This window comes from Bacillus sp. AFS002410 (assembly GCF_002556365.1).
In the GTDB taxonomy this organism is placed as follows: Bacteria; Bacillota; Bacilli; order Bacillales; family Bacillaceae_G; genus Gottfriedia.
Map to the genome: position 1 here is coordinate 120,130 of NZ_NUEU01000021.1, position 26,956 is coordinate 147,085.

Consider the following 26,956-nt stretch of genomic DNA (forward strand, 5'->3'; position numbering starts at 1 on the left):
TAACACATAACAGCTTATCTCTGTAAAGTTTTTTATATTGTCAGACAAATCTTGCAATACTGATTTTTCTCATTAAATCAATATTTTAAAGACTGTGTCTAATGACCGGATTTTTTTGGGTCTAAACAAAAAGACCTATATTTAAATAATAATAAGTTTTTGAAATATTTCAAGGGTTTTTATTATTTTTTCTTTTAATATTATAAAAGTTTAATTAACCTAAAAATTGGTAATTGTCTAAATATGTCGAATTAAATAGAATGTTATGTCCTTTGCTAATATTCAATTAATTCATATGGACGATTTTCAAAATTTTGGATATACTGAAAGTACTATAAATGAAACGGAGTGATGAATTATGGGAAAGTTAACTAATTTATTTCAAAAACAGGTGAAAATGAAGGGACAAAAACTGAAGTAAATCTTCACTATTGTCCTTATATAATTGGAGGACATACATGAATTTAGAACAATTAGGTTGGAAAGAATCGTTCGGCGAAATGGATCAAAATACAGTTGTTGCTAGAGTAATATCTGAGCAAAGACAAATTTATAAGTTACATGATGGAGAAAATGAATTAACTGGAGAAGTATCAGGGAAATTTCAATTCCAAGCAAATGTAAAAAGTGATTATCCGTCAGTTGGAGATTGGGTTGTGATCGAACCTTTAAATGGCGAAAATAAAGCAATTATTCAAAAAGTGTTACCAAGATTAAGCCAATTTTCAAGACAATCTGCCGGTATTAAGATTGAAGAACAAGTAGTAGCTGCAAATATAGATTATGTGTTTTTAGTAATGGCATTAAATAACGATTTTAATATAAGAAGATTAGAACGATATTTACTTGTTGCATATGATAGTGGAGCAAGTCCAATTATCGTATTAACAAAAAAGGATTTATGCAATGATCTACCTGGTAAAATGGCAGAAGTAGAAGAGATTGCCTTTGGAGTTCCGATTTTCTCAGTTAATAGTACAAACGGTGAAGGAATTGAAGAACTGAAGCAATTGATTTCACTCGGAAAAACTGTTTCATTACTTGGTTCTTCTGGTGTCGGTAAATCTACATTATTAAACGCGTTAATTGGTGAGTTAAAGCAAATCACCCAAGATGTTCGTGAAGGTGATGACCGCGGTAAACATACTACAACACATCGTGAATTATTCTTCCTACCATCAGGCGGGATGGTAATCGATACACCAGGAATGCGAGAGTTACAACTTTGGGGTGGAGAAGAACATATTAGCTCAACATTTACAGATGTCGAAGAACTAGCTAAATCATGTAAATTCTCAGACTGTACACATTCGAAAGAACCTGACTGTGCAGTAAATCGAGCAATTGAAAACGGCGATTTAGAACCCGAAAGACTCACAAGCTACCGCAAACTTATGAAAGAACTAGCATACGCTGAACGCAAACAAGACGCATCACTCGCTAGACAAGAAAGAGAAAAGTGGAAAAAAGTTAGCAAAATGATGAATAGTAAGTCTTATAAATAAGAGGAGAAGAGTATTTATACTCTTCTTTTTCTTTGAGAAGTTTTTCAGTTTATTTTGAGTAGTGATAGGATGTTTTTATTATCACTTTTGAGATAGTTTTTTTGACAAAAAAGTAGATCGGAGCGGATATTGCGAAGACTAAAGGCCTTGCAGAAACGAATAGACTAATATCTCTCCATAGATATAAAGAGTATCCAGGAGAGGAAATAAACTTTACGTATACATAACAAACTTAAATATGTAGATTAGTAAGAAAAAATGAGGAAATCTCACTCATAAATGGTTTATGATTTAGTACAGAGTTGCAATATAAAATATTCAATAATTTAAATCTTACTAAGTTTAGATATAGTAAATTTGTAATCACTTGAAGCTGTAATTAATTTGTTTTTATCGTTAATAAGTTTGTGGAAAAAATATACAAATTTTTATTGATTGCACTTTTAGAATATAAAGAATTGAGATGCTAATTGTTTGAAGAACAAATTTAAATTTTGGTTTATAAGTAGACGATTTATCTAATTTAAGTAATATAATCGAATATTTAATTTCTATTTTTCTCTAATTAAAGGGGATTTATTGAGTTCTTTTTATATGCTTTTTTAATATGAAGAAGTTGATTGGAACGGAAGGATTCTCGACTCCTATGGGAAATGCGGGAAGGCTGAGACCCCGCAGGCGCGCCGCCGAGGAGGCTCAGGTCTCGCCCCATGGAAAGCGAGAATCCTGTAGTGGAAATCAACCACACACTGCTTCGTTTAAACTGATAATATAGCTGATTGATTGACAAGTTCTTTTTCAACACGTGAATCTCAGTCTTAAGACCGAGAAAAGACAATACTTAAGTTTGTGTCATAATTAAGAAAAAATAGATAAACTACATAGTAGAATAGTTAATAACAAAGGCTTCAATTGCTATTAACAAGTTAGTTTAGTGAATAGAGGAGAACTATATGAAGCGTCTTAGACGGTTGACTAGCAATGAATTAACCGGGTTATTGTTCATAATCGCAGGTATAGGATTGTTATTTGATTTATTTATGAATCCTTTTGCGATAATTGCAGCTGCAGTAGGCATTTATTTATTCCAATACGGGGCTAAAAAACGCAAAGTTTACCCTTCTACATCAGCAAATATTGCATTTTTTGGTGGGATCATTTTATTCATCAGTAATGTTTTTCAATTAAAATCGATACTAGGAGTACTATCATTTATCGTTATATATATTGGATACTTAATCTTTGTTAATTCGAAGTTTAATGAAAAAGTAATCGTACCAAATATTGTTGAAACTACAAATACAGGTGTTTTTCAAACAAGTACGCTTATTTCAAATCGTTTTTTCTCAAATATTCATTTGAAAAATGACACGTTTGAATTGGATGATGTGGATTATTATTTTGGCATTGGAGATGTCACAATTGATCTTTCTGAGTCTTTTATTCCAGAAGGTGAAACAGTTTTAGTATTAAATGGGATCATAGGCAACATTAGTTTGTATGTACCTTATGACTTAGAAGTTTCAATTCACCATGCAACTTTATTTGGTAAAATTAATATACTTAAAAATGAAATAAGTGGATTTAATAAAAATTGTAAATTTACTTCTAATGATTATAAAGAAGCTTCTAGAAAGATTAAAATTGTTACTTCTTTAGCGATCGGAAATATAGAGGTGACAAATAAATGAAAATCGATAAAGGTATCTTTTTATCAATTTGTCTTGCCGCATTTACGTCTTGTATTTTAATTTGTGGAATCGTCTATTATTTCATTGATCATACTTTTCTAGATAAATTATTTTTGTATAAAATTGGAAATTTCCCTTTAATATTAATTATTTTTGTAGCAATTATTATTATATCAATTGTCTATAGTACAGCGGTTTTAAGTACAATACGTCATAATGAAAAAGCCTTATTAAAAGGATTAACAAAGGCAGAAAATGGAATTTATCATAAAGAAACTGAACAACCGATTCGTTCAATTGATAATGAAATCGAATTAAAGATTCAAAAAATTTCAAAACAAATTGAGGATTCAAGAAAGACTGTTCAAAAACTAGTTGATGAAAAGAAATTAATGGAATCTCAAACAATTGAAGATGTTGTAACGAAAGAAAGACATAGACTCGCTAGGGAATTACATGATTCTGTTAGCCAACAATTATTTGCGATTTCCATGATGATTTCAGCCATAAATGAACTTGGTGAAACAACGTTCAAAGAACAACTACAGTATATTGAAAAAATGGCCATTAATGCTCAATCAGAAATGCGTGCACTTTTACTACATCTAAGACCAGTTCAGTTAGAAGGGAAAAGTTTAAAAGAAGGTGTTGAAAAGCTTTTAACTGAACTAACAAATCGTCAAGCACTTCAACTAAAATGGAAAATTGATGATATTTCACTGTCAAAAGGTGTGGAAGATCATTTGTTTAGAATTATTCAAGAAGCTTTATCAAACACGTTGAGACATGCAAAGGCAAAAACATTTGAAATACGGATTAGAAAAATTGAGGATTTTGTGTTAGTACGAATGATTGATGATGGAATCGGATTTAACGTTGAAAATCGTAAAACTGGTTCATATGGATTGCAATCAATCAGTGAACGTTCTTCAGAAGTTGGAGGGACTGCAAAAATTGTTAGTATCCCAAATAGAGGAACACAAATTGAAGTGAAAATTCCGGTAATTGAATAGAGGTGTGCAAAATGATTAAAGTAGTATTAGTAGATGATCATGAAATGGTACGTATGGGTGTTTCTACATATTTAAGTACTCAATCTGATATTGAAGTTGTTGGTCAAGCTAGTAATGGAAAAGATGGTGTCGAACTTGTACTGGAAAAACGCCCTGATATCATATTAATGGATTTAGTGATGGAAGGAATGGACGGGATTGAAGCAACAAAGTCGATCATTTCTAAATGGCCTGAAGCGAAAATAATTATTGTCACAAGCTTTATAGATGATGAAAATGTATATCCAGCAATTGATGCAGGAGCAATTAGTTATATGCTAAAAACGTCAAGAGCTAGCGATATCGCAAACGCAATTCGAACAACTCATAAAGGTGGAGCGGTTTTAGAACCAGTCGTTACTGGGAAAATGATGAATCGAATGAGAAAGTCTGTTCAGCGTGAATTACATGATGATTTAACGGCTCGAGAACAAGAAGTGCTCCACTTAATGACAGAAGGTAAATCGAATCAAGAAATCGCAGATGCCTTATTTGTTTCTTTAAAAACAGTTAAAACACATGTGAGTAATATACTGACAAAATTAGAAGTAGTAGACCGAACACAGGCTGTTATTTATGCTTTTAGGCATGGAATTGTAGAACAAAAATAAGGATGATTACAAAAAGAAGTCATAAAAATGGCTTCTTTTTTTGTTTATTCAAAAGCAATTTTTTAGAAAAATAGACAATAAATGATAAAATAGATGTATTAGTTTAGCAAAGGAAAAGGAGCAATTGTTTGGATATATTGATTAGTCATAAAATAATTAAAGAACGATGCGGAATTGTCTCCTTCAAAAGGGGAGACTCTTTTTATCGCTCAAACAAAGTGATCATCGAAAAATATACTAAAAATACATGTACAGCAAACGTAGAAGGATCTGAAAAGTTTACTGTTAATGTTATAAAAGAAGAAAATGGGGATTTTTATTGCACATGTACCTGCCCCAAACTAGCATCAATTAAAACAGATTGTCAGCACATAGCTGCTGTTCTCATTTCAATTTATGAGAACCAGAAAATAGATGTTTTTCCTGAAGTAGTTAAGAAAGAAAATAACAATATGAGTATGTCGAATGGAATTTTAGCTTTATTTAATGAAAAGATGGTTCGAAATACAAAACAACAAAGACATTTTGAAAATAGACAGATTGTTGATTTTGAGTTCGTTTGTGAAGTAGTTGAGATTAAAAATGGGTTTAATATGATAGGGATTTCAATGATTTCTAAAACGAAAAAAGTAGAAAATTTACGACAGTTTTTATGGAGCATAAAAGAGGGAAAACCAAGTGAAGTATCAACTGAGTTTATTTTTGATCCTCTTTTTCATTGTGTGAAAGATGAGGTAAATTCGATATGGGAACAATTAATAAAATTATTAGATGATGAGATGATGTTTATTGATTCGTTATATATGAATAAAACGACAGTATTTTCGAATGATTATATGATTATATCACCATCCATTTTTAATCAATTAATCAATTTATTATCGACTACGAATAATGTAAAAATAATTGAAAACGGTAATATTTATCATGGGATTTCGTTTTCTGAAATGGAATTACCTTTAAAATTTGAATTTGAACTCTTAAATGGCCAGTACACATTAACTGCAAATGGGATCAATCAATTAACCATACTAGAGGCCTATTCTAAAGTCTTATATGATGGAAGAATATATAATTTAACCATTGAGGATTTTAATCGACTTGTGGAATTAAGACAATTAGTTAATAAATCAACTTCTGAAAAAATTCATATTACACCTGATCAAATTCCGTTATACTTCGAACAAGTTATTCCTGGTCTAAAAAAGCTTGGCAAAGTTAATATTCCGCCAACTCTATCAAATCAATTTTCAAATACGCCACTAATCTCAAAGCTATATTTAGATCGAGTAAAAAATAAGTTTTTAGCAGGTCTTGAATTTCATTATGATCGAATTGTAATTAATCCACTTGATAAAAGGGAACCAAAGCTTAGTAAAACTTTAATTAGAGATGAGGAAAAAGAATTAGAGATTTTACAGTTAATGGAGGATAGTTCTTTTTCAAAAACAGAAGGTGGCTATTTTTTACAAAATGAAGAATTGGAATATGAGTTTTTAAGACATATTGTACCCAAACTAGAAAAACTAACCGAAATTTATGCAACAACTGCAGTGAGAAATAGAATTTTTAAAGAAAATAAGAAGCCGCAAATACGAGTTAATTTAAAAAGAGAACGAACAAATTGGTTAGAATTTAAATTTGAACTAGATATACCTGAAAAACAAATTAAAGAAGTAATCTTAGCATTAAAGGAAAAACGAAAATACTTCCGATTAAAAGATGATACATTATTCTCTCTTGAGACTAGAGAGTTACAGGAAATTCAACGTTTTTTAAATGCCGTTCCTTCTCAAGAATTAGATTATGAAAGTGTATTGAACGTCCCATTAAAACATGGACTAAATCTATTAAATACTATAGAAGAAACTAATTTATTTAAAACTGGGAACGAGTTCAATCAATTTTACGAAAGCTTAGTAAATCCGAATGAAGTAGAGATAGAGGTTCCAAATACTCCACATTATATTTTAAGAGACTACCAAATATATGGATACAAATGGATGAAAACTTTAGCTAAATTCGGATTCGGTGGTATTTTAGCAGATGATATGGGCTTAGGTAAAACACTACAAAGCATAACTTATATCCAATCGGTGTTAAATGACATCCGTTCAAATAATGCACCAATTCTTATCGTTTGTCCAACGGCAGTAACGTATAACTGGCTAAGCGAACTCATCAAATTTGCTCCAGAAATAGAAGCAATCGTAATAGACGGAAATAAGAATAGTAGATTGAAATTACAAAATGAAATAGAACGTATTGATGTCATCATTACCTCATATTCGCTTCTAAGAAATGATATTAAATGGTACGAAAAACAAAAGTTCCATACGGTGTTTTTTGACGAGGCACAAAGCTTTAAAAATCCTTTTACTCAAACAGCGAAGATTGTTAAAAAGATAAATGCTGATCAAAGATTCGCTTTAACTGGAACTCCTATAGAAAATTCACTTGAAGAACTTTGGGCGATTTATCATGTTGTTTTTCCAGAGTTATTTGGCGGTTTGAAGGAATTTAGTAATCTTACGAGAAAAACGATTTCTAAAAAAGTTCGACCATTCCTATTAAGGCGACTAAAAGTGAACGTACTTAAAGAACTTCCAGAAAAAATCGAATCGAATGAAACTGTTGAATTGCTTCCAGAACAAAAGAAGTTATATGCAGCATATTTAGCAAAACTAAGACATGATACCTTAAAACATTTAGCAGTTGATAAGTTTACATTAGGAAAAAATCATATAAGAATTTTAGCTGGATTAACTCGTTTAAGGCAAATTTGTTGTCATCCCGCCCTGTTTATTGAAGGATATGAAGGCAGTTCAGCAAAATTTGAACAGTTATTTCAAATTATAGAAGCGTCAAAAACGGCAGGTAGAAGAATATTGATTTTCTCTCAATTTACTAAAATGCTTGAATTAATTGGAAGAGAGTTTGCTAAAATGGGTGAACCATTCTTCTATTTAGATGGCCAAACGCCTTCAGAAGAACGACTTTCTATATGCGATCGATTTAATGCTGGTGAAAATGACTTCTTCCTTATTTCATTAAAAGCAGGTGGGGTTGGACTGAATTTAACAGGAGCAGATACCGTTATTTTATACGATAATTGGTGGAATCCTGCCGTTGAAAATCAGGCAACAGATCGAGCATATCGGTTTGGTCAATTGAATGATGTTCAAGTAATAAAGCTGATCGCAAAAGGAACAATTGAGGAGAAAATGACTGAACTTCAAGCGAAGAAAAAACAGTTAATTGAAGAAATTGTTGAGACAAATTCATCAACTTCATTAACTGAAGAAGACATACGCGAACTATTGATGCTATAACAAGCTCTACTTCTTCATTAACTTAGATTAATTTCATTCTTAAATGGTTAAATGCGAGTATATTAGTAATGAAGCTAAAAATTTTAATCAGTTAATATATGAAGAGGGAGAGCAAAACATGAGCAAAAATCGAAAATTTGTTAATGTCCTAGCTGGAGTCCCGGGACCAAAAGGGCGAGAGTTAATTGAATTACGCAATCAATTTGTTCCAAATGGAGTTGGTAATAATACTCCGGTTTTTGTAGAAAAGGCTAATGGTACAATCGTTGAGGATGTTGACGGAAATAAATTTTTAGATTTTGCTGGAGCAATCGGAACATTAAATGTAGGTCATACTCCAATGAATGTTGTACAAGCGATTAAAAATCAAACAGATTTATTAATACACTCATGTTTTCACGTTGGGATGTATAAGCCATATATTGATTTAGCAAAAAAATTAGCAGAAATAACGCCTGGGGACTTTGCCAAAAAAACAATTTTATTAAATAGTGGTGCTGAAGCAGTTGAAAATGCAGTTAAAATTGCAAGGAAGTATACAGGTAGGTCAGGTATCGTTTCATTTACAAGAGGGTTCCATGGACGCACTTTATTAGGGATGTCTTTAACTAGTAAAGTAAAACCATATAAATATAAAATGGGTCCATTTGCCCCTGCTACATTTAAAGCCCAATTCCCTTATTTATCGAATCGTCCAAAAGATTTATCAGAAGACGAATATATAAACTTTTGTATTGCACAGTTTAAGGATTTTCTATTAACTGATGTTTCCCCAGATGAAATCGCAGCAGTCATTATGGAGCCTGTTCAAGGAGAAGGTGGGTTCATCGTTCCACCAAAGAAATTCGTTAAAGAAATTTATACTATTTGTAAATCCTATGGAATCTTATTTATTGCAGATGAAATCCAAACAGGTTTTGGTCGAACGGGAGAATTATTCGCTTCAACTTATTTTGAGATTGAACCAGATTTAATGACAATGTCAAAATCATTAGCTGCCGGAGTACCAATTAGTGCGGTTACCGGTCGTTTGGAAATTATGGATGCTGCTTCACCTGGTGAGTTAGGCGGAACTTATGGTGGTAGCCCATTAGGATGTGTAGCAGCACTTGCAGTAATTGAAAAAATTCAAAATGAAAAACTTTGGATTCGAGCGAAAGCGATAGGGGAAAAAATTAAATTGTTTTTCAGTGGACTAAAGGATGACTATCCGATTATTTACGATATTAGAGGATTAGGGGCCATGGTAGGGATTGAATTTATAAACCATGCTACTGGCCAACCAGCAAAAGAGTTTGTAGCAGCTCTAACAAAAAGATGTTGTGAAAATGGAGTCATTATACTAAGTGCAGGTGTTCATAGTAATGTTCTCCGTTTTTTAACGCCTCTTACTATTTCAGACGATGAATTAGAAGAAGGACTAGATATAATCAAACAATCAATACATCAAGTTGTAAGTCAGCTTGTATCTGAGGTGAATTAATATGAAAAAACAATTTTATATAAATGGTAGCTGGGTTGAGGGGCTAAAACATGAGAAGCTTTATGCTCCACATTCAGATGAAATTTTGGCAGAAATTCCGATCGCTACTATTGAAAATTTAGAAGATGCGATTATAGCGGCTAATAACGCAAAATCAAAAATGGATAAACTAACATCTTATGAAAGAAGCCTGATTTTGGAGCAATTAGTTGAACAATTTAAAGAAAATCGTTCACAGCTTGCTGAGATTTTAGCATTAGAAGCATCTAAACCATTAAAAGCGGCTTTAGGTGAAATTGATCGTACGATTGCTACTTATAAAATTGCCGCTGAAGAAGCAAAAAGAATTTACGGAGAAACGATACCGCTAGATGCAGTCGCAGGTGGGGAAGGTCGAGTTACTTACACAGTTAGAGAACCAGTGGGCGTAATCGGTGCAATTACTCCATTTAATTTTCCATTTAATCTAGTAGCGCATAAAGTAGGTCCAGCAATTGCTGCAGGTAATACAATCGTCTTAAAACCAGCAAGCCAAACCCCATTGTCAGCTATTGCATTAGCAGAAATGATTGATAAAACAGATTTACCAAAAGGAGCATTCAATTTAATTACAGGAAAAGGCTCAAGTATCGGTGATGCATTAGTTAAACATCCGGAAGTGAAAGCAATAACATTTACTGGTAGTCCAGAAGTAGGAATATCTTTAAAAAATAAAGCCGGATTAAAGAAAGTAACTTTAGAGCTTGGATCTAACTCAGCATTAATTATCGACGAAGGTGTTAATTTAACAGATGAGCTAATTAATCGTTGCGTATGGGGAGCATTTATATATAACGGTCAAGTATGTATTTCGTTGCAACGCATATTTGTACATCATACTCTATTTAAAGATTTCATTGTGAAAATGAAAAACGCGACTGAACGATTAAAAAAAGGTTCACCATTAGACCTTCAAACAGATATTAGTGCTTTAATCTCGAAAAAGGATATTGCTAGAATAGATGACTGGGTAAAAAATGCAATAAAAGATGGAGCCGAATTAGTAACTGGAGGCAATGTAGTAGATGACCGCCTTTTCACACCAACGATCTTAACAAATGTTCAAAATAGTAGTGAAGTATCATGTAGAGAAATATTCGGTCCAGTCGTTGTTATTAATTCATTTGAAAATTTTGATGATGCTATAAATGAAGTAAATAATAGTCGATTTGGATTACAAGCTGGAGTATATACAGATAACTTACAAAGGGCATTATACGCTACTAAAAAATTACATGTAGGTGGAGTGCTCGTAAATGATGTTCCAACTTTCCGAGTTGATTTAATGCCATATGGTGGAGTAAAAGAGAGCGGTTATGGAAGAGAAGGAATTAAATATGCAATTCAAGAGATGACAGAATTGAAACTTGTCTCGATCAAACTTTAATCTGTTTAAAAGGACTTATCATGATAAAAATGATAAGTCTATTTGTATTCATAAACTTCAGAATTATATGTTATATTTGAAATTGACAAGTATTAAAAGTTTAGTTGTTTGAAGGGAGATAAACAGATGGAAATTCGCAAGCTTACACTTGAAGATTTACCCGAATTTATACGATTAAGAAAAGAAGGACTAATACTCTCGCCAGAAGCATTCGGTGAAAGTATTTCTGAATATGAACAAAAAACAATGGAACAACATACAAATAATTTTCCTAAAACCTTCGATAATTTTATCGTAGGAGCATTTGACGAGGAAGAACTTGTTGGAGTTGCTGGCTTCTACCAAAAACGCTCTGAAAAAATGAATCATAAAGGAACAATTTGGGGCATGTACGTCAATCCAAATTATCGTGGAAAAGGAGTAGGCAAGAAAGTTTTAAGTGAAGCAATTCAGCATGCAACTCAAATTGAAGATATTTTACAAATTGAATTAGCAGTCATTTCATCAAATGTTTCTGCAAAAAAACTTTATGAATCTGTCGGCTTCGAAAGCTTCGGAACTGAAAAAAGAGCTTTATTTGTAAATGGTGAATTTTATGATGAAGACCATATGGTTATGATCATTAAATGATTTTGATGGAGACGTTCTAGTTTTGAGTTGAACGTCTTTTTTTATTTTGTTGATGATTAAGGGGGAGATTAACTTAGAAAAACTAAATTTAACTTGTCTTATTGATTAATAATCCAATAGTACATGCCCATTGCAATTTTGTAATTAACAGAATCTTAATGGTTAATGGGTATATCCATTTCAATGAAGAATAAAATAGAAATATAGATTCATAGGAAATGGGAGTTGGAGTATGAAAGATCGGACAGAAAAAAAATTCAATGTTCCAGTTGGCTCTAAAAGTGCAATGACATTTGGTTCTGCTTTAGCTATTACAATTTCTTGGAGTATTCATAAATCAGTTCTCTGGGCAATAGTTCACGGATTTTTTAGTTGGTTCTACGTTATTTACTATGTTTTGAATAGGTAGTATTTGAATTTTACATAATGATTGGAGGCTAAATCCTGGGTATTTAGCCTTTTTTGTATATTGAAAATTAAGTAGTAAAAGAAGAGTAGTTGAAATTAAATTAAGTGCAAATAAAACTGTGAAATGTGCAAATAAGAAATTAGAAACTGCAAATAAAAATAGAGAAACTGCAATTAAAATTAAGAAAACTGCAATTAAATTTAGAGAAACTGCAAATAAATTTAATTGGATCCCACTTTAGATAGAATAATACCTATACCTGTTGGGGTATCTAGTCTAAATAATTGTTCAAAAGTAGCTATCTACAACCGGAAAATGAATTAATTTGCTTTAATTCATTCAAAAACGATTAAAAAAGTGAAGGAATCTATTCAATCTGTCTTCATGTAAATCATAAAATCAACTCAAATTGAAAAACTCCAATAGGATACCCCCGCTGATAGAATGAGGACGACCATATTTCTCGAAATTTAATGCTAACTCACCTCTATTTGAACGCTCTCACTTATACATATATTAAAATTGGCAACTACGTCAAAATACATTCTAAAACTGAAATATAAGCCGCCTATTTGTCAGATACCTTGCCTTAAGACGGCCTCTTTATTTAGTATTTTTCTGCCTCCAGCATTTGTACAGTAATGTCATATAGCTTTTGAGCGAGTTCTTTATCAAATGTTTTCATAGTTAGACTAACTTCTTTTTCCATTTTAAAAGCTGTTAAAGAAGATTTTGGAGGATTTTCTACTAATTTTATGATTGGTTTAATTCCTTCTTCAATCGTTTTCCCAATTATTTTATACGACAATTTCATTACATTTTTCATCAATGGATTTTTAACCATTTCAAAAACGCCAGATGTCTGTACTGCCCAAGGGTTATAAAGTACATATTTTATTTTATGAGCAGGATCATTTTCAGCAAAAGCAACACCAAGTAAATCGTTTAAACGGCTGCCATGAAAAGAGACATTTTTAAAGCTTTTTTTATGCTGAAGGTCCTCCCAGTTTACTTCACCCTTCATACCGGGAGCGCAAACATTTATGATTGTAGGATTTTTTGAGGTTTCTAAACACTCTTTTAATCCGTAGCTAAGTATAAATCTACTCAAATAATATAGCGCAAAGGTAAATTCAAATCCTTCTTGCGTTTGAATATAAGAGTGATTATGTTTTATTGCACAAAAAACGACTAGATCAAGGGAATTAAAGCGTTCTTTTATTTCTTGTAATAGTCGTAGATTTTCTTTTACCAAGCATAAGTCTGCTTGTAGAAAAATTGCTCTTTCTCCCATTCCTAACTTTTTAGCTTCATTCTTGAATAGTTCGCCTTTCATAGCTGAACTACCTACAACAATTACACGGTCGCCTTCTTTTAAGTAATGCATTGCAATACCTTTTCCTATTCCATCTGTTCCACCTGTTATTAGTATTGTTTTCATTTTCATCATTCTCCTAAAAGTACTATATTTAACGAAACAACAGTTACTTATAAAATAACTTTTAATATTAAATTAATCATTACAGATATATACTAAATCCACAGTCACAATTTTAAAAGTAGGCATTTTTTTATGACATAGTCACAAAAATAGTACCTTTATGAAGGAGAGGGGAATTACGGAAATGGCACGATTTAATTTTGAGGGAGGACCTCCTCAACAACAAGATGTAGTTTGTCCTTTAACACTTACGCAAAATGTAGTTGCAGGGAGATGGAAAATACTCATATTATGGCATTTAAGCCAGAAAACAATAAGGTTTAACGAACTTCAAAGATTGTTACCCGGTATTTCAAAGGGAATATTGACGAGACAATTGAGAGAATTAGAAGAGGATGGAATGGTTCACAGGGAAGTCTATAAAGAAGTTCCTCCGAAAGTGGAATACTCTTTAACAGATCTAGGTAAAAATTTTAATAGTGTACTCGATGCAATGAAAGATTGGGGGACGGAATTTATGAATATAAAGCTAGAAGAACATCATAATTCCACTCAAAACCAACAGCAGTAATACTTAAGGATGTTTTACGTAAGAAAAGACTACTAATCATGTTAACAAACCTCATTTTTACTAAATAACATAGAAATGAAGGATGAATGTTCACAATTATAAACATAATAATGGTGATTCTAATGATAAGATAATGATAATTTAACTTTGTAGTAGGAGATCTTTGATTGAAATCTAAAAAAATAATTCCTTCATTATCATCAAATTCAGTTTATCTTGGCGTTTTGTTAGCTTTAGTCGGTGGCTTTTTAGACGGATATACATTCATTAGTAGAGACGGCGTATTTGCTAATGCACAAACAGGTAATCTTGTGCTACTAGCAATCAATTTATCATACGGGAATTGGAAGAATTCGGTTGATTACATACTGCCAATCATCGCATTTATTCTAGGCGTATTGGTGGCTGAATCTGTTAAGCATCCGCGCTTAAGGGAGCTTTTATACAGCTATAGACGCTCAATTCTAATTTTAGAATGTGTAGTATTAATAATAGTAGGGGTATTACCAAGTAGTATACCTAATATCGTTGTAACTGTTTGCATCTCATTTGTGTCTTCATTGCAAATTTCAACATTTACTCATTTAGATAAGTGGACATATAATTCGACAATGACAACTGGTAATATAAGAATTGCTTCACAGGCCGCTTATACCGCTTTTGTAAATCAAGACGAAGAAGCAAAAACGAAATTTAAGGAGTTTTTAGTGATTATCCTTTCTTTTTCGTTTGGAGCATTATTCGGAAGTATTTCAACAAAATATATTGGGAATCAGTCAGTTTGGCTTGCTGCGGGAGTCTTATTAATCGCCTTAATTTTATATCATAAAGATAAAGGTTATTTTAAGAAAAAGTACATCTACATAAATGAAAAATGAGCCATTAAAATAGGGCTCATTTTTTGTGAATAATATATGTGATTTCTATTTGAAAAATTGAATGATACATACAATAATAAGTGCAAATAAAACGGAAGGTAACATATTTCCAATTTTTATTTTTACTACACCTAATGAATTCAATCCTAGAGCGATTAATAAAATACCGCCTGTACCTGAGATTTCGGCAATGATTGAATTGAGTAAGTGCTGTGTGACTAAGTTTGGAACAAATGATGCAAAGATAGCAATAAAGCCTTCATAGATTAAAACCGGTAAAGCGGAAAATAAAACGCCAATACCAAGTGTTGATGTTAAAATGATTGATAGAAAACCGTCCATCATTGATTTTGTATATAAAATTTCGTGATTGTGGCGAAGACCGCTGTCTAACGCACCTAGTATTGCCATCGCACCAACACAAAATAATAAAGTTGAAGTAACAAAACCTTTTGAAATGGATCCTTCATTTTTAGAATGAAATTTACTTTCTATAAATAGACCTAATTTATCTAATTTACTTTCGATATCTAACCATTCTCCGACTACCGCACCTAAAGAGAGGCTAAAAACAACGATTAGAATTTGATTTGTTTTCATTGCTAATGTAAAACCGATTACGATGATCACTAATGAAATTGACTGAGTGACTAAGTTTTTCATACGATCTGGAATTCTTTTAATAAATACACCTAGTAATGAGCCAAAAATAATTGCTGCTGCGTTGACAATTGAACCAAGTAAGACCATTTTTATCCCCTTTTATATCTCTTTAATTTAATCTATTTTCAAGACTATTTTTCCAATGTTTAAATTGTTCTCCATTCGACTATGAGCTTCATTTACTTCATGCCAACTATACACTGAATCGATAATTGGTTTTATTTTATTGTTCGTAAAAAGTGGTAAGACAAATTTTTTGAATTGATTCGTTAAATGGATTTTTTGTTCAAGCGTTTGTGAGCGCAAAGTACTTCCAATAATCGAAATTCTCTTCGTCAAAAGTGGTAATAAGTTCACATCATTTACTTTAATTCCACCCATTGTTCCAATTAAAACCAGTCTACCATTTGTTGTTAATGATTGAAGATTTTGGTGGAAATAGGATGCACCAATAAAGTCTAGAATAACATCGACTCCGGCATGAACAGTTATTTCTTCAACTTTCGTTTTAAAATCCTCATTTTTATAATTTACAACATAGTTCGCTCCCAAATCAGTACATGCAGCTAACTTCGATTCATTCCCTGCAGTAACGATTGATTTTGCTCCGAGTTCTCTCGCAAGTTGAATTGCTGCAGTTCCAACTCCACTAGCTCCTGCATGAATTAACACCGTTTCATTTTCTTTTAATTTACCTAACTCAAATAAATTTAAGTATGCTGTCAAAAAGACCTCAGGTATGGCTGCAGCATCTTCGAATGAAAGATGATCAGGAATTGGAATTACTAAATCGGCAGGGATGGAAACATATTGTGCATAACCTCCACTTGGTAATAATCCACAAACGCGATCACCAATATTCCAATTCGTTACATTTGGGCCGATTTGTTCAACAATGCCAGACATTTCTAATCCTAAAATTGGAGAAGCGCCTGGAGGTACGGCATACTTACCGTGTTTTTGTAATAAGTCAGCGCGATTAATTGCTGTTGCATGAACTTTTACAAGAAGTTCATTTTCTCCTAAAGCAGGCATTGGATAATCGTCAATAAATAATTGCTTTGCTTCATCAATTTGTACTGCTTTCAAATTCAAAACCACCTTTAATTTTAGATAATTCTTATCATACTATATAAATAATCGAAAGAATATTTTAAAAACTGAGACAGGTTAAGTTGTACAGAATATATTGTTATATGGAAAATGTAACAAAGTGAAAATAACAATAAAGTGAATGTTATTTGAATGAACGTACAGTTTTCTTTATTAACATCTTTTAATTGTACAAAAGAAACTCTAAGGTTTATTATTAGTTTATAAAGTAAACAGTTTATAATGTGAACTAATATAGGAGATGGTATACGTGTCAGAACTGCAGCAAGCAATTGAATTAACGAACTCATTATTCTCAATTGCACGCCAACTAAAAAGGTTAAGCTTTCAAACGGCTACTAAACTAGGGTTAACGGTTCAACAGTTAATTATATTGAATTCAATTCGTAATAAGGAAGGTTTAACACAAAAAGAATTAACTGAAAGATTACTATCTGCAAAAAGCAGAGTTAGTCTTAGTATAGATGAGTTGGAGAAAAAGAATTACGTAACAAGGGTAACTTCGGCTGTAGATCGACGAGAAACTCAATTATTTTTAACCTCTGAAGGTATACTTATTTGCCAACGTTATCGCGAAGAGTCAGAGGCTTATAAGAGTTTAGCAAGCTCTATGGAACAATTTTCCGAAGAGGAGATTAATTCGCTTATTAGAATGCAAAAACAAATCTTAACTCATTTAGTAAATGAGCAAAATACACTTTAGAAATTAGGAAGGATTGAAAATTATGTCAGGATTTGGTGGAGGACCTCCAATGGGTCCCCATGGATTTGGTCGAATGCGATTTGATGAAAATGCACAAAAACCGAATATTACAAAAGCACTGCTGCTAAGAATTGGGAAATATTTTATGCCTTATTGGAAGCAAACTTTACTTGTGGTGCTTATCTTACTAGTAACTTCGGTGCTAGGCATTTTACCTCCAATTATTATTCAACATATTGTTGATACCGCATTACCAAATAAGAATTTAAGTTTACTAGTTTATCTCGTACTCGCCTCTCTTAGTACGACAATTATTTCAGGTTTGTTAGGCGTATGGCAAAATTATTTAAATGCCTATGTTGCTCAAAATATCATTTACGATATGAGAAACCAAATGTATGTTCATTTGCAGCAAATGCCACTACAATTTTATTCAAATGTAAAGCAAGGTGAAGTAATCACTCGAATGACGGCTGATATTTCTGGTGTTAAAGCAGTTTTTGATAGTACGATTGTAAGTTTTGCTAATAATCTATTCATTCTTATTTCTACTGCTGTTACCTTACTAGTAATGAATTGGAAGCTAGGGATATTAGGATTAATCATCGTGCCACTATTTATTCTTCCAACTCGAAAAATGGGAAGTGTCAGATGGAGTATTGCAAAACAGACACAGGAAAAAACGAGTGAGCAAAATCATATAATACAAGAAACATTGAGTATAAGTGGATACTTATTAATGAAGCTTTTTACAAAGGAAAAAAGAGAATTTAAAACGTTTGATGAAATCAATGTACAGTCTACAACTCTTAAAATAAAGGAATCTATGGCAGGGCGCTGGTTTATGATGATTCTAAGTACATTTACTAGCATCGGTCCAATGTTAATCTATTTATATGGTGGGTATTTATATTTTCAAGGTGAAATAACAATTGGGGCAATCATCAGCTTTGTCGCTTTACTAGGACGTTTATACGGACCTGTTAGTCAATTAACAAATTTATACGTCAATATCACAAGCTCAGTTGCTTTATTTGAACGTATTTTTGAATATTTTGATATGAAATTAACGATTAAAGATCGAGATAATGCAGTTGAAATGAATGTTATGAATCTAGATATTGAGTTTGAAGACGTTTCTTTTAATTATCAAAAAGACAAAACCGCATTACGAAACATTTCCTTCAATGCCCCATCTGGTACAATGACGGCTTTAGTTGGACCAAGTGGCGCAGGAAAGACGACGATTACAAATTTAATACCTCGGCTTTATGACATGACTTCTGGTTCTATAAAAATTGGAGGTCGAGATATTAGGGAATTCACAATCCAATCGTTACGATCTCATATTGGCCTCGTAACCCAGGATAGCTATTTATTTAATGGAACGATTAAAGAAAATCTATTATATGCAAAAGATGATGCGTCAGGTGAAGAAATCATTGAAGCATGTAAAGCTGCTTATATACATGATTTTATCATGGAGTTACCAAATGGATATGATACGGTTGTAGGAAATAGAGGAATCAAACTCTCAGGTGGAGAAAAACAAAGACTATCAATTGCTCGAGTTTTATTAAAAAATCCTGAAATCATCATTCTTGACGAAGCAACATCTTCATTAGATACTTTATCAGAGTTTTATATTCAAAGTGCAATTCAAGGATTATTAAAAAATAAAACATCAATTGTTATCGCACATCGTCTTTCTACAATTATGGCTGCTGATCACATTATTGTGCTTCAGGATGGAGAAATAGTTGAGGAAGGCAAACACGAAGAATTATTGATGGAAAACGGTTTATATAAAGAATTATACAAAAAACAATTTGGTAAAAAAGCAATCGCATCGATTGAATAAAGAGAACAAGGATGAGCCATTCGGAAATGAACGAATGGCTCATTTTTTTGTATAAATAAAGGTTTATCTTTATAATTGTTGAATTTATGTCTTCATAAGAGTCGTACCTAGGTGGATTAACGTATAGTCTATTGATAAGCGGGTTGAATCATTAGATAAAAAACCAATCAAAAAAGATAACGTGGAAAAACGCATTATATCTTTATGAAATTAAGGAGATTATGCAGAATGATTAAAAATATCTTTAAAATCTTAGCGATCATAAGTGCCATTAGTTTGTTAATTTATGTTGGTTTTACTTGGAATGACAGTTCAAAAAGAAGCGAGTTATATCAGCAATTACTTCTCATGAGTATGCTCATTTTCAGTGGAATTGACAATTTACTAAGTATCGACATAAAAAAGAAGCTTTTTGGAGTTTTGTACTTTGTAGTGGCATTTTTTATAACATATGTTGTTTTTGCGAAATATGTATAAAAGTATTTATGCTTTCTATTAACCGATTTCGCAAAATAGGAATAACTCTTCACCTGTCCTTTATAGATTATTAAGGAGACTTAAAGGATTTTATCTTTTGAAATGGAATAAAATACTAATTAACTATGCAATTAACTTCAAAAAGTAGGTGAATTTCTATGAAAAAAATTTATGAAACTCAAAAACCCGAAAGCAAAGTGATGGTTGATGATGACAAAATCTTTTCACCAATTGAGGATTTGCAAAAAATGCAAGGAGTCATTCCTTTTAAACGAAATAGTTTAGAATTAGGTAAACAGCCAAGGGCGATCAGGTTTATAGGATATTTTTTTATTGGATTTATTGTAATTTCGACTTTAGTCCTTTTAATTGCAAATTTATTATATAATTAATAGTTTTTTTACCGATAATTAATTGAACGATTTCAAATAAAATTAAAAGGGCATGTTTTGAAAATACAATCAAAACATGCCCTTTCATTATATTCATATTTTTTAAATGCTTATTTAATCTTCTACGGGTTCTTTAGGTCCATTAAGTTCTAATTGATAAAAAGCTAAGTCAAGCCAGCGATTGAATTTATATCCTGCTTTTTTTATAGTACCTGAATGGACAAATCCAAAGTTTTTATGCATTGCAATACTTTTTTCATTTTCAGCATCTATACCTGCTATTAATGTCATGTATTCTCTTTTTGTTGCAATGGCAATTAATTCCTTCATTAAAGAAGTTCCGATGCCTCTTTTTCTAAACTCACCATTTACATAAATAGAATGTTCAATCGAGTATTTATAGGCTGGCCACGCTCTAAATGGGCCGAATGTAGCAAATCCAGCAACTTTTTCATCTATTTCGAAAACGATGATTGGAAAACCTTCTTGCATCTTTTGGTCAAACCAATTATTTCGATCTTCTAGTGTTTGAGGTTTATAGGAATACACTGCCGTTGTATTAAGAATTGCATCATTATAAATCGCTAAAATGTCTAGTAAATCCTCTTTAGTTGCTTCCCTAATCATTTTTTTCTTCCTCTCATATGTAATTGTTTGTTATTACATATTTTAAAACTTTTCACCCAAACCGTAAAATTGAAATTTTTAATCATTTGCTATAGATTAAAGTTATAGCAAAAAAATTCGACAAAATATATTAAAAGACGGTGAATACATGAAACTTCAGCAATTTCGATATATTGTGGAGATTGCAAAGCACAATTCGATTAGTAAAGCAGCGGCTGCACTTTTCGTAACACAACCTAGTATTAGTAAAGCTGTGCGTGATCTTGAGACTGAGCTAGAAATCATGATTTTAGATCGAACGAATAAAGGTGTTGTCTTTACAAAAGATGGCACTGAACTATTATTTTACGCTAAAATGCTGTTAGAACAAATGGAATCTGTTGTCCATCATTTTCATAAAGAGAAAACAACTGACTCAACTAAGCTTTCCATTTCATCCCAACATTATGGTTTTGCAATCGAGGCATTTGCAAATTTAATGAATTATTTTGATGATCAGAAATATGAGTTTGCAATTCGAGAAGGTAAGACGACTGATGTAATTGAAGATGTTCATTCTTGTAAAAGTATTCTTGGAATTTTATCGCTAACTGAGTTAAATAAACATATTTTTGCACGTTATTTTACGTCAAAATCACTAACATTTAATCCAATAGCTACTTTGCAACAACGCGTCTTTTTGCGAAAAGAACATCCATTAGCTCATCTTGAATCGATTAAATTAGATCAGTTAACTGACTATCCATATTTGACATATCAGCATGATGATATGTTATTGCATTTTGCAGAAGAAGCACTCGATGTAGACAATATTGGAAAACTTGTTTATCTCCAAGATCGAGGGGCAATGAATAATCTTCTTTCAAATACAGATAGCTATAATCTAGGAACAGGCTGTATTGTTCACAACTATATGAATCCAAATATTATCTCAATTCCACTTGAAGGAGCAAACCAAGTTCAGATCGGCTGGGTGAAGAGAAATGATGTGTTTTTACCAGCAGAGGCACTTGTTTATATTGACTTTTTAAAATTAGCATTAAAAAAATCTATACCTAAGCAAAGTGAATGAACAAGTGGAGTATAGGTTCAAATTTTTTAAACTAGTAAGGTGAAATAGATGCTTAATAAACTAAGTGACGTAAATAATTTAATTACAGAATGGCAATCAGCAATTGAAGCAGAACGAAATTACCTTAAATTTCATGGTGGAAGGAGCTATACCCTTACAAAAGGAACTCCTTTATATCAAATTGGACAAAGTACGGTAATCTTATTTACGATTTATGCAGAAATTTTTGTTCCAGAAGGCACACCTGTTCGGATCAAAATAGAAAATCAAGAATATCAAGGTGAGATGTTATCATTTAAGGGATCACAAGTCGAAATAAAAATAAATGAAAGTTTCCAAACGACAATTCCATATGCAGAACTTTTTAATGAGCCATGGGAGTTATTAGATCAGTTAATTGATCGACTTGAGGAGATTAAAGATTATCGAGGTAAACAAAAAAAAGTACTGAAATTAATGAATGCTGATTCGACTGCTAAGCATTTAACGAAAATGAAAAAGGATACTTTAGTTTTGCAGGAGTTAATTTACCGTTCCTTTTATAATGCAACAACTTATATTTGGGGACCGCCTGGTACTGGAAAGTCTTATAATTTAACGAAGATTATTTTAAAGCATTACGAAAAAAATAAATCTGTATTAGTTATTGCTCATTCAAATGCGGCAGTGGACGTTTTAATGAAGAATGTTATACATGAATTAGAGCAGAAAGAAAAATGGAAAAGTGGAGAAATCGTCCGATACGGCTATACAAAAGATGAAGTATTGCTACAGCATGAAGACATACTTTCGTCAAAGCTTGTTGAAGTAAGTGGTGAGATAAACCATGATGAATTGGAAAATTTGGATGAACGAAAGCATTCAATGTTAAAAAAAGCAAGAAGGGGAGCGGCTTCGAAACAAGAATTAAATGATTTGAGTAAAATTCAAAATAAGTTAAATAAAATTCGAAGTGAAATCCGTGAAAAAGAAAAAGAGTTAATCGATCAAGCAAAAGTAATTGGAACTACATTATCAAAATGTTCAATTGATCCATTAATTTATTTAAGACAATTTGATTTAGTAATTGTTGATGAAATCAGTATGGCATATACACCACAAATTGCATTTGCTGCAACTTTAGGAAAACGAATTGTCGTATGTGGAGATTTTAAACAATTGCCACCAATTGCGTCTTGTTTTCATAATGATTATGTAAAGAAATGGCTTCAAGAAGATTTATTTCATCATACGGGGATTGTTCAAAGAGTTGAAAACGGTGAACCATTACCTAACTTAGTTTTGCTAAATAAACAAAGAAGAATGCATCCTGCCATATCAGGATTTACGAATAAAGAAATTTACCAATCATTAGTATTTGACCACCCTTCAGTAAAAAGAAGACAAGAAATTGCAAAGCATAGACCTTTTCCTATGAAAGCAAATAGTTTAATTAATTCACAATTTCTAAAAACCTATGCTTTAAAAGATTCAAATACAAAATCAAGATATAATTTAGGAAGCGCGATTATTGCCATCCAATGCATTCTTACAAGTATAGTAGATGGAGTTAATTCTATTGGTATTGTCACACCATACAGAGCTCAAGCAAAATTACTTTCTGCTCTACATAAAGAGATTATCGGTAAAACAAAATATAGAGAATTGCCAATACAAATCGCAACAGTCCATCGATTTCAAGGAGCGGAATGCGATGTGATCATTTTTGATTCTGTTGATACTTATCCACAATATTCTCCTGGATTATTACTAACAGATCAAAATAGTGAGAGATTAATAAATGTTGCACTAACTAGAGCGAGAGGCAAATTTATTCATATTGCAGATATTCCTTTTGTCAAAAATAAAACAAAACCAAATAAAGCGATCAATAAATTAATTCAATATCAAGTTAATCATGATCACAAAGTGGCTAAAGAAGAATTCAATAAACTATTTACGAAAAGTATTTCTAAGAGGTTGAAATTATTTTTTAATGATTCAACTAAGGGCATAACTGAATTAGTGAATGATTTAAAAAATGCAAATAAAAATATAGTTGTTTCAATGTCAAATTTATCAACTATGTCTTTGGAAATTCGAAAAATTATAAACGAAATCGAAATTCCAATTTTATTTATAAGTGAAGCTCATTTTGAAAAACAAAAGAATAGAAGATTTATTAAAAAAGATCAAGTTCAACCGTTTATTATGATTGACAATGAAGTACTTTGGTACGGTATTCCTATGTCAAATGTGAGCTTAAATCAATCAAATAATTCAGTAAGATTGCAAAGTCCTTTAACTATACAAGTATTAAAAGGGTTTATCGATTTTTAAAAATTACATGGAGCATATTCTATGTAATTTTTTTTTATTCTTATTAAATCAAGTTTTGCATAAATTAATAATAAAAATGCTAAGGGATAGGGACAGGTGAATAAATGGTCGATCGATCGGTTTTTACTAAAATGTCTATGCCATGTGCTTTTTTAGATTGGGATGCTTTTGTTAAAAATGTTGATGATATTGCAAAAAAATCAAACGGTAAAAAAATAAGGATTGCCACAAAGTCGATTCGTAGTGTACAAGTATTAAATTATATTTTAGAAAGCGATGAATGTTTTGAGGGATTAATGTGTTATAGCCCACATGAGGCAGACTTTCTTGCCGAAAATGGTTTTGATAATTTGTTAATTGGCTATCCAACAGTTGATGAAAGTGGCCTAAATAAAATTGCCTTACAAATAAAAAAAGGTAAAAAGATTATTTGTATGGTTGATGAGACGGAACAAATCGGCATGATCGAAGAAGTTGCAGCAAAAAATGAGGTCGTCATTCCTCTTTGTATTGATGTAGACATGAGCACTTCTTATTATGGGTTTCATTTTGGAGTAAGAAGGTCACCGATAAAAAATACAAGAGATTTAGTTCCAATACTCACACATATTTTGCAATCATTGAATGTTCGATTAGAAGGAATTATGGGGTATGAAGCCCAAATTGCTGGGGTTGGTGACGATGTAAAAAATAGGTTTATAAAAAATAAAGTCATTCAATATCTTAAAAAGAAATCCTTAAGTGAAATTGCAAAAAGACGAAAGGATATTGTTAAATATATTGAAAAAGATGGATATCAACTTGATTTTGTAAATGGTGGTGGGACAGGAAGTCTTCAATCAACTTCGAATGAAAAGGTAGTTACAGAAGTTACAGTTGGGTCTGGATTTTATTCACCAACTTTATTTGATGAGTACAGGAGCTTTCAATACGAACCAGCAATTGGTTTTGCTTTACCAATTATTCGCAAACCAGCAGATAAAATTTTCACATGCACAAGTGGAGGGTTTATAGCATCAGGAGCAGTAGGGCAAGAGAAATTGCCAACCCCATATTCTCCTACTAACTGTACATTATTGCCATTAGAAGGTGCGGGTGAAGTGCAAACACCAGTTTATTACTCAGGTCATGAAGACTTAAAAATAGGCGATGCAATTTTATTTAGACCAAGTAAAGCTGGTGAAATTGCTGAGCGATTTTCAGAGCTATATGTTGTCAGTAAAAATAAAATAATTGACCGTTTCACAACATACCGAGGAGATCGGGGGTGCTTCCTATGAAAAGTATGTTGTGGAAAAACTGGTCTGGAAGTGTCAAATTTAATCCAAAACAAGTAATCTACCCAACAACGATTGAAGATGTTGTAAACATCGTTAGCATGGCTAACTCGGAAAGAAAAAAAATAAGAGTAGTTGGATCAAGTCATTCATTTACACCGCTTATAGCTACAAATGACTATTTAATTTCACTAGATAACTTAAGTGGAGTTATTTCAATTAATAAAGAAGAACAAACTGCTGAAGTTTGGGCAGGTACTAAGTTAGAGCAACTTGGATTTGAATTGTATGAATCAGGTTACTCACAAGAAAATTTGGGTGACATAAATGTTCAATCAATTGCTGGAGCATTTTTAACTGGCACGCACGGTACAGGCGTTAATCACGGAATATTATCAACACAAATTGAAGAGATGACAGTCGTATTACCGTCTGGGGACATAATAGATTGTTCAAAAACAAAAAACACAGATCTTTTTAGAGCAATTGGTGTATCACTAGGTTTACTAGGAATCGTTGTTAAATTTAAAATTAGAATAAAACCTGCTAAAACATATCGTTATGAAAGCAAAAAAGTAAATACTGATGAAATCTATAGTAATCTATCAAATTTGAAAAAAGAAAATGAACATTTTGAGTTTTACTTATTTCCATATTCAAATAATGTTCAAATTAAGCTGATGAATGAAACAAGAACGAAGAAGCATTCATTTAAGTTTGAAAAATGGAAAGTAGCAACGCTTGAAAATAAAGCATTTTGGTTTTTAAGTGAATTTAGTAGAAACTTCCCAAAAAGTAGTCCTCAAATTAGTAAAATAAGTGGTAGTAGTGTTCCAAACACTAATATGATCGGTCCTAGTCACGAATTATTTGCAACAACACGCAATGTGAAATTTAACGAAATGGAATATAATATTCCTGCTGAAAAGATGGATGAAGCAATTTTAGAAATTCAGGAAGAAATTCAAAATAAGAAATTTAACGTCCATTTCCCAATAGAATGTCGCTTCGTAAAAGAAGACAATTTTCTAATTAGTCCAGCTTCAATGCGTGATTCAGCATATATCGCAATCCATATGTATAAAGGCATGCCACATCAAGAATATTTTAATAGAATAGAAGAAATTCTCCAAAGCTATATCGGTAGACCGCATTGGGGTAAAATGCACTCAATGAATCTTGAAAAATTAAACGATGTATATCCTCAACTTTCTAACTTCCTAAGTATTCGCTCTCAACTAGATAAGAATGATATTTTTGCTAATGCTTATTTGTCTAAATTATTTCAGATTGGGTAGTTAACGGGTTTTGGACTATATTTGAGTATGGTGCCTTCTTAATAATTCTTTTTATCTTACTCATGAAGCCTTTATGAGTAACGCTTTTTCGGATTTGTGTTCTTATAGTTACTCATGAACCTTCT

Annotated in this window: 23 protein-coding genes; 19 read left to right on the plus strand and 4 right to left on the minus strand. The window is 31.9% G+C overall.

Annotated elements, in window-relative coordinates; genetic code table 11:
• Positions 1–458 precede the first annotated feature (458 nt).
• The 9 genes from rsgA to CN692_RS26180 all read left to right on the plus strand — a co-directional run bounded on the left by rsgA (position 459) and on the right by CN692_RS26180 (position 12,139).
• Positions 459–1,505 (plus strand): ribosome small subunit-dependent GTPase A, encoded by a 1,047-nt coding sequence (gene rsgA / locus CN692_RS14045; protein ID WP_098119798.1) that lies wholly within the window; start codon positions 459–461, stop codon positions 1,503–1,505.
• A gap of 953 nt (positions 1,506–2,458) precedes the next feature.
• Entirely contained in the window at positions 2,459–3,196 is a 738-nt protein-coding gene (gene liaF, locus CN692_RS14050) for a cell wall-active antibiotics response protein LiaF (RefSeq protein ID WP_098119799.1), read from the plus strand.
• The gene (locus CN692_RS14055) at positions 3,193–4,209 is read left to right on the plus strand and encodes a sensor histidine kinase (RefSeq protein WP_098119800.1); all 1,017 of its coding nucleotides are present in this window, start codon (positions 3,193–3,195) and stop codon (positions 4,207–4,209) included. The genes liaF and CN692_RS14055 overlap by 4 nt, the downstream gene beginning before the upstream one ends.
• A gap of 11 nt (positions 4,210–4,220) precedes the next feature.
• Positions 4,221–4,859 carry a response regulator transcription factor gene (locus CN692_RS14060; RefSeq protein WP_098119801.1) on the plus strand — a complete coding sequence of 213 codons (639 nt, stop codon included), beginning with the start codon at positions 4,221–4,223 and terminating at the stop codon, positions 4,857–4,859.
• Positions 4,860–4,987: 128 nt separating this feature from the next.
• A complete protein-coding gene (locus CN692_RS14065) occupies positions 4,988–8,191 on the plus strand; it encodes a DEAD/DEAH box helicase (protein ID WP_098119802.1) in 3,204 nt (1,067 codons plus the stop codon).
• A gap of 118 nt (positions 8,192–8,309) precedes the next feature.
• Entirely contained in the window at positions 8,310–9,674 is a 1,365-nt protein-coding gene (gene gabT, locus CN692_RS14070) for a 4-aminobutyrate--2-oxoglutarate transaminase (RefSeq protein WP_098119803.1), read from the plus strand.
• 1 nt (position 9,675) lies between these two features.
• Positions 9,676–11,100, plus strand: a complete 1,425-nt coding sequence (locus tag CN692_RS14075; protein WP_098119804.1) for an aldehyde dehydrogenase family protein — start codon at positions 9,676–9,678, stop codon at positions 11,098–11,100.
• Between the two features lie 126 nt (positions 11,101–11,226).
• Positions 11,227–11,730, plus strand: coding sequence for a GNAT family N-acetyltransferase (locus tag CN692_RS14080; RefSeq protein WP_098119805.1), 504 nt, complete (start codon positions 11,227–11,229; stop codon positions 11,728–11,730).
• 232 nt (positions 11,731–11,962) lie between these two features.
• Entirely contained in the window at positions 11,963–12,139 is a 177-nt protein-coding gene (locus tag CN692_RS26180; RefSeq protein WP_179865442.1) for a hypothetical protein, read from the plus strand.
• A gap of 607 nt (positions 12,140–12,746) precedes the next feature.
• On the opposite strand, the gene CN692_RS14085 is transcribed toward CN692_RS26180, so the two are convergent.
• Positions 12,747–13,580 (minus strand): SDR family NAD(P)-dependent oxidoreductase, encoded by an 834-nt coding sequence (locus CN692_RS14085; protein ID WP_179874443.1) that lies wholly within the window; start codon positions 13,578–13,580, stop codon positions 12,747–12,749.
• Between the two features lie 184 nt (positions 13,581–13,764).
• Here CN692_RS14085 and CN692_RS14090 point away from each other — a divergent pair, with 184 nt between their 5' ends.
• Positions 13,765–14,151 (plus strand): winged helix-turn-helix transcriptional regulator, encoded by a 387-nt coding sequence (locus tag CN692_RS14090; protein ID WP_098119807.1) that lies wholly within the window; start codon positions 13,765–13,767, stop codon positions 14,149–14,151.
• A 167-nt stretch (positions 14,152–14,318) separates the two neighbouring features.
• Positions 14,319–15,029, plus strand: coding sequence for a YoaK family protein (locus CN692_RS14095; protein WP_098119808.1), 711 nt, complete (start codon positions 14,319–14,321; stop codon positions 15,027–15,029).
• A 45-nt stretch (positions 15,030–15,074) separates the two neighbouring features.
• On the opposite strand, the gene CN692_RS14100 is transcribed toward CN692_RS14095, so the two are convergent.
• Positions 15,075–15,779, minus strand: coding sequence for a DUF554 domain-containing protein (locus tag CN692_RS14100; protein WP_098119809.1), 705 nt, complete (start codon positions 15,777–15,779; stop codon positions 15,075–15,077).
• A gap of 27 nt (positions 15,780–15,806) precedes the next feature.
• Positions 15,807–16,781, minus strand: coding sequence for an NAD(P)H-quinone oxidoreductase (locus tag CN692_RS14105; RefSeq protein WP_098119810.1), 975 nt, complete (start codon positions 16,779–16,781; stop codon positions 15,807–15,809).
• A 274-nt stretch (positions 16,782–17,055) separates the two neighbouring features.
• Between CN692_RS14105 and CN692_RS14110 the strand changes: the two genes are divergently transcribed.
• From CN692_RS14110 to CN692_RS14125, 4 genes are all read left to right on the plus strand, one after another.
• Positions 17,056–17,508 carry a MarR family winged helix-turn-helix transcriptional regulator gene (locus tag CN692_RS14110; RefSeq protein WP_179874444.1) on the plus strand — a complete coding sequence of 151 codons (453 nt, stop codon included), beginning with the start codon at positions 17,056–17,058 and terminating at the stop codon, positions 17,506–17,508.
• A 22-nt stretch (positions 17,509–17,530) separates the two neighbouring features.
• Positions 17,531–19,369: an ABC transporter ATP-binding protein gene (locus CN692_RS14115; protein ID WP_257131620.1), complete on the plus strand. Its 1,839-nt coding sequence runs from the start codon at positions 17,531–17,533 to the stop codon at positions 19,367–19,369.
• A gap of 228 nt (positions 19,370–19,597) precedes the next feature.
• The gene (locus CN692_RS14120; RefSeq protein ID WP_098119812.1) at positions 19,598–19,846 is read left to right on the plus strand and encodes a hypothetical protein; all 249 of its coding nucleotides are present in this window, start codon (positions 19,598–19,600) and stop codon (positions 19,844–19,846) included.
• Between the two features lie 158 nt (positions 19,847–20,004).
• A complete protein-coding gene (locus CN692_RS14125; RefSeq protein WP_098119813.1) occupies positions 20,005–20,238 on the plus strand; it encodes a hypothetical protein in 234 nt (77 codons plus the stop codon).
• Between the two features lie 114 nt (positions 20,239–20,352).
• Here the strand turns inward: CN692_RS14125 and CN692_RS14130 are convergent, their stop codons facing one another.
• Entirely contained in the window at positions 20,353–20,865 is a 513-nt protein-coding gene (locus CN692_RS14130) for a GNAT family N-acetyltransferase (RefSeq protein ID WP_098119814.1), read from the minus strand.
• Between the two features lie 148 nt (positions 20,866–21,013).
• Between CN692_RS14130 and CN692_RS14135 the strand changes: the two genes are divergently transcribed.
• From CN692_RS14135 to CN692_RS14150, 4 genes are all read left to right on the plus strand, one after another.
• Positions 21,014–21,937, plus strand: a complete 924-nt coding sequence (locus CN692_RS14135) for a LysR family transcriptional regulator (RefSeq protein ID WP_098119815.1) — start codon at positions 21,014–21,016, stop codon at positions 21,935–21,937.
• 48 nt (positions 21,938–21,985) lie between these two features.
• The gene (locus CN692_RS14140; RefSeq protein WP_098119816.1) at positions 21,986–24,256 is read left to right on the plus strand and encodes an AAA domain-containing protein; all 2,271 of its coding nucleotides are present in this window, start codon (positions 21,986–21,988) and stop codon (positions 24,254–24,256) included.
• 104 nt (positions 24,257–24,360) lie between these two features.
• Positions 24,361–25,536: an amino acid deaminase/aldolase gene (locus tag CN692_RS14145; protein ID WP_098119817.1), complete on the plus strand. Its 1,176-nt coding sequence runs from the start codon at positions 24,361–24,363 to the stop codon at positions 25,534–25,536.
• Positions 25,524–26,831, plus strand: coding sequence for a D-arabinono-1,4-lactone oxidase (locus CN692_RS14150; RefSeq protein WP_098119818.1), 1,308 nt, complete (start codon positions 25,524–25,526; stop codon positions 26,829–26,831). The genes CN692_RS14145 and CN692_RS14150 overlap by 13 nt, the downstream gene beginning before the upstream one ends.
• The last annotated feature ends 125 nt before the right edge of the window (positions 26,832–26,956 follow it).

Bases quoted from the DNA above. Each gene is read 5' to 3' on its own strand.
- liaF (WP_098119799.1), top strand. From the start codon at position 2,459: ATGAAGCGTCTTAGACGGTTGACTAGCAATGAATTAACCGGGTTATTG.
- CN692_RS14135 (WP_098119815.1), top strand. From the start codon at position 21,014: ATGAAACTTCAGCAATTTCGATATATTGTGGAGATTGCAAAGCACAAT.
- CN692_RS14140 (WP_098119816.1), top strand. From the start codon at position 21,986: ATGCTTAATAAACTAAGTGACGTAAATAATTTAATTACAGAATGGCAA.
- CN692_RS14090 (WP_098119807.1), top strand. From the start codon at position 13,765: ATGGCACGATTTAATTTTGAGGGAGGACCTCCTCAACAACAAGATGTA.
- CN692_RS14125 (WP_098119813.1), top strand. From the start codon at position 20,005: ATGAAAAAAATTTATGAAACTCAAAAACCCGAAAGCAAAGTGATGGTT.
- CN692_RS14115 (WP_257131620.1), top strand. From the start codon at position 17,531: ATGTCAGGATTTGGTGGAGGACCTCCAATGGGTCCCCATGGATTTGGT.
- CN692_RS14055 (WP_098119800.1), top strand. From the start codon at position 3,193: ATGAAAATCGATAAAGGTATCTTTTTATCAATTTGTCTTGCCGCATTT.
- CN692_RS14060 (WP_098119801.1), top strand. From the start codon at position 4,221: ATGATTAAAGTAGTATTAGTAGATGATCATGAAATGGTACGTATGGGT.
- rsgA (WP_098119798.1), top strand. From the start codon at position 459: ATGAATTTAGAACAATTAGGTTGGAAAGAATCGTTCGGCGAAATGGAT.
- CN692_RS14075 (WP_098119804.1), top strand. From the start codon at position 9,676: ATGAAAAAACAATTTTATATAAATGGTAGCTGGGTTGAGGGGCTAAAA.
- CN692_RS14080 (WP_098119805.1), top strand. From the start codon at position 11,227: ATGGAAATTCGCAAGCTTACACTTGAAGATTTACCCGAATTTATACGA.
- CN692_RS26180 (WP_179865442.1), top strand. From the start codon at position 11,963: ATGAAAGATCGGACAGAAAAAAAATTCAATGTTCCAGTTGGCTCTAAA.
- CN692_RS14085 (WP_179874443.1), bottom strand. From the start codon at position 13,580: ATGAAAACAATACTAATAACAGGTGGAACAGATGGAATAGGAAAAGGT.
- CN692_RS14120 (WP_098119812.1), top strand. From the start codon at position 19,598: ATGATTAAAAATATCTTTAAAATCTTAGCGATCATAAGTGCCATTAGT.
- CN692_RS14100 (WP_098119809.1), bottom strand. From the start codon at position 15,779: ATGGTCTTACTTGGTTCAATTGTCAACGCAGCAGCAATTATTTTTGGC.
- gabT (WP_098119803.1), top strand. From the start codon at position 8,310: ATGAGCAAAAATCGAAAATTTGTTAATGTCCTAGCTGGAGTCCCGGGA.
- CN692_RS14145 (WP_098119817.1), top strand. From the start codon at position 24,361: ATGGTCGATCGATCGGTTTTTACTAAAATGTCTATGCCATGTGCTTTT.
- CN692_RS14130 (WP_098119814.1), bottom strand. From the start codon at position 20,865: ATGATTAGGGAAGCAACTAAAGAGGATTTACTAGACATTTTAGCGATT.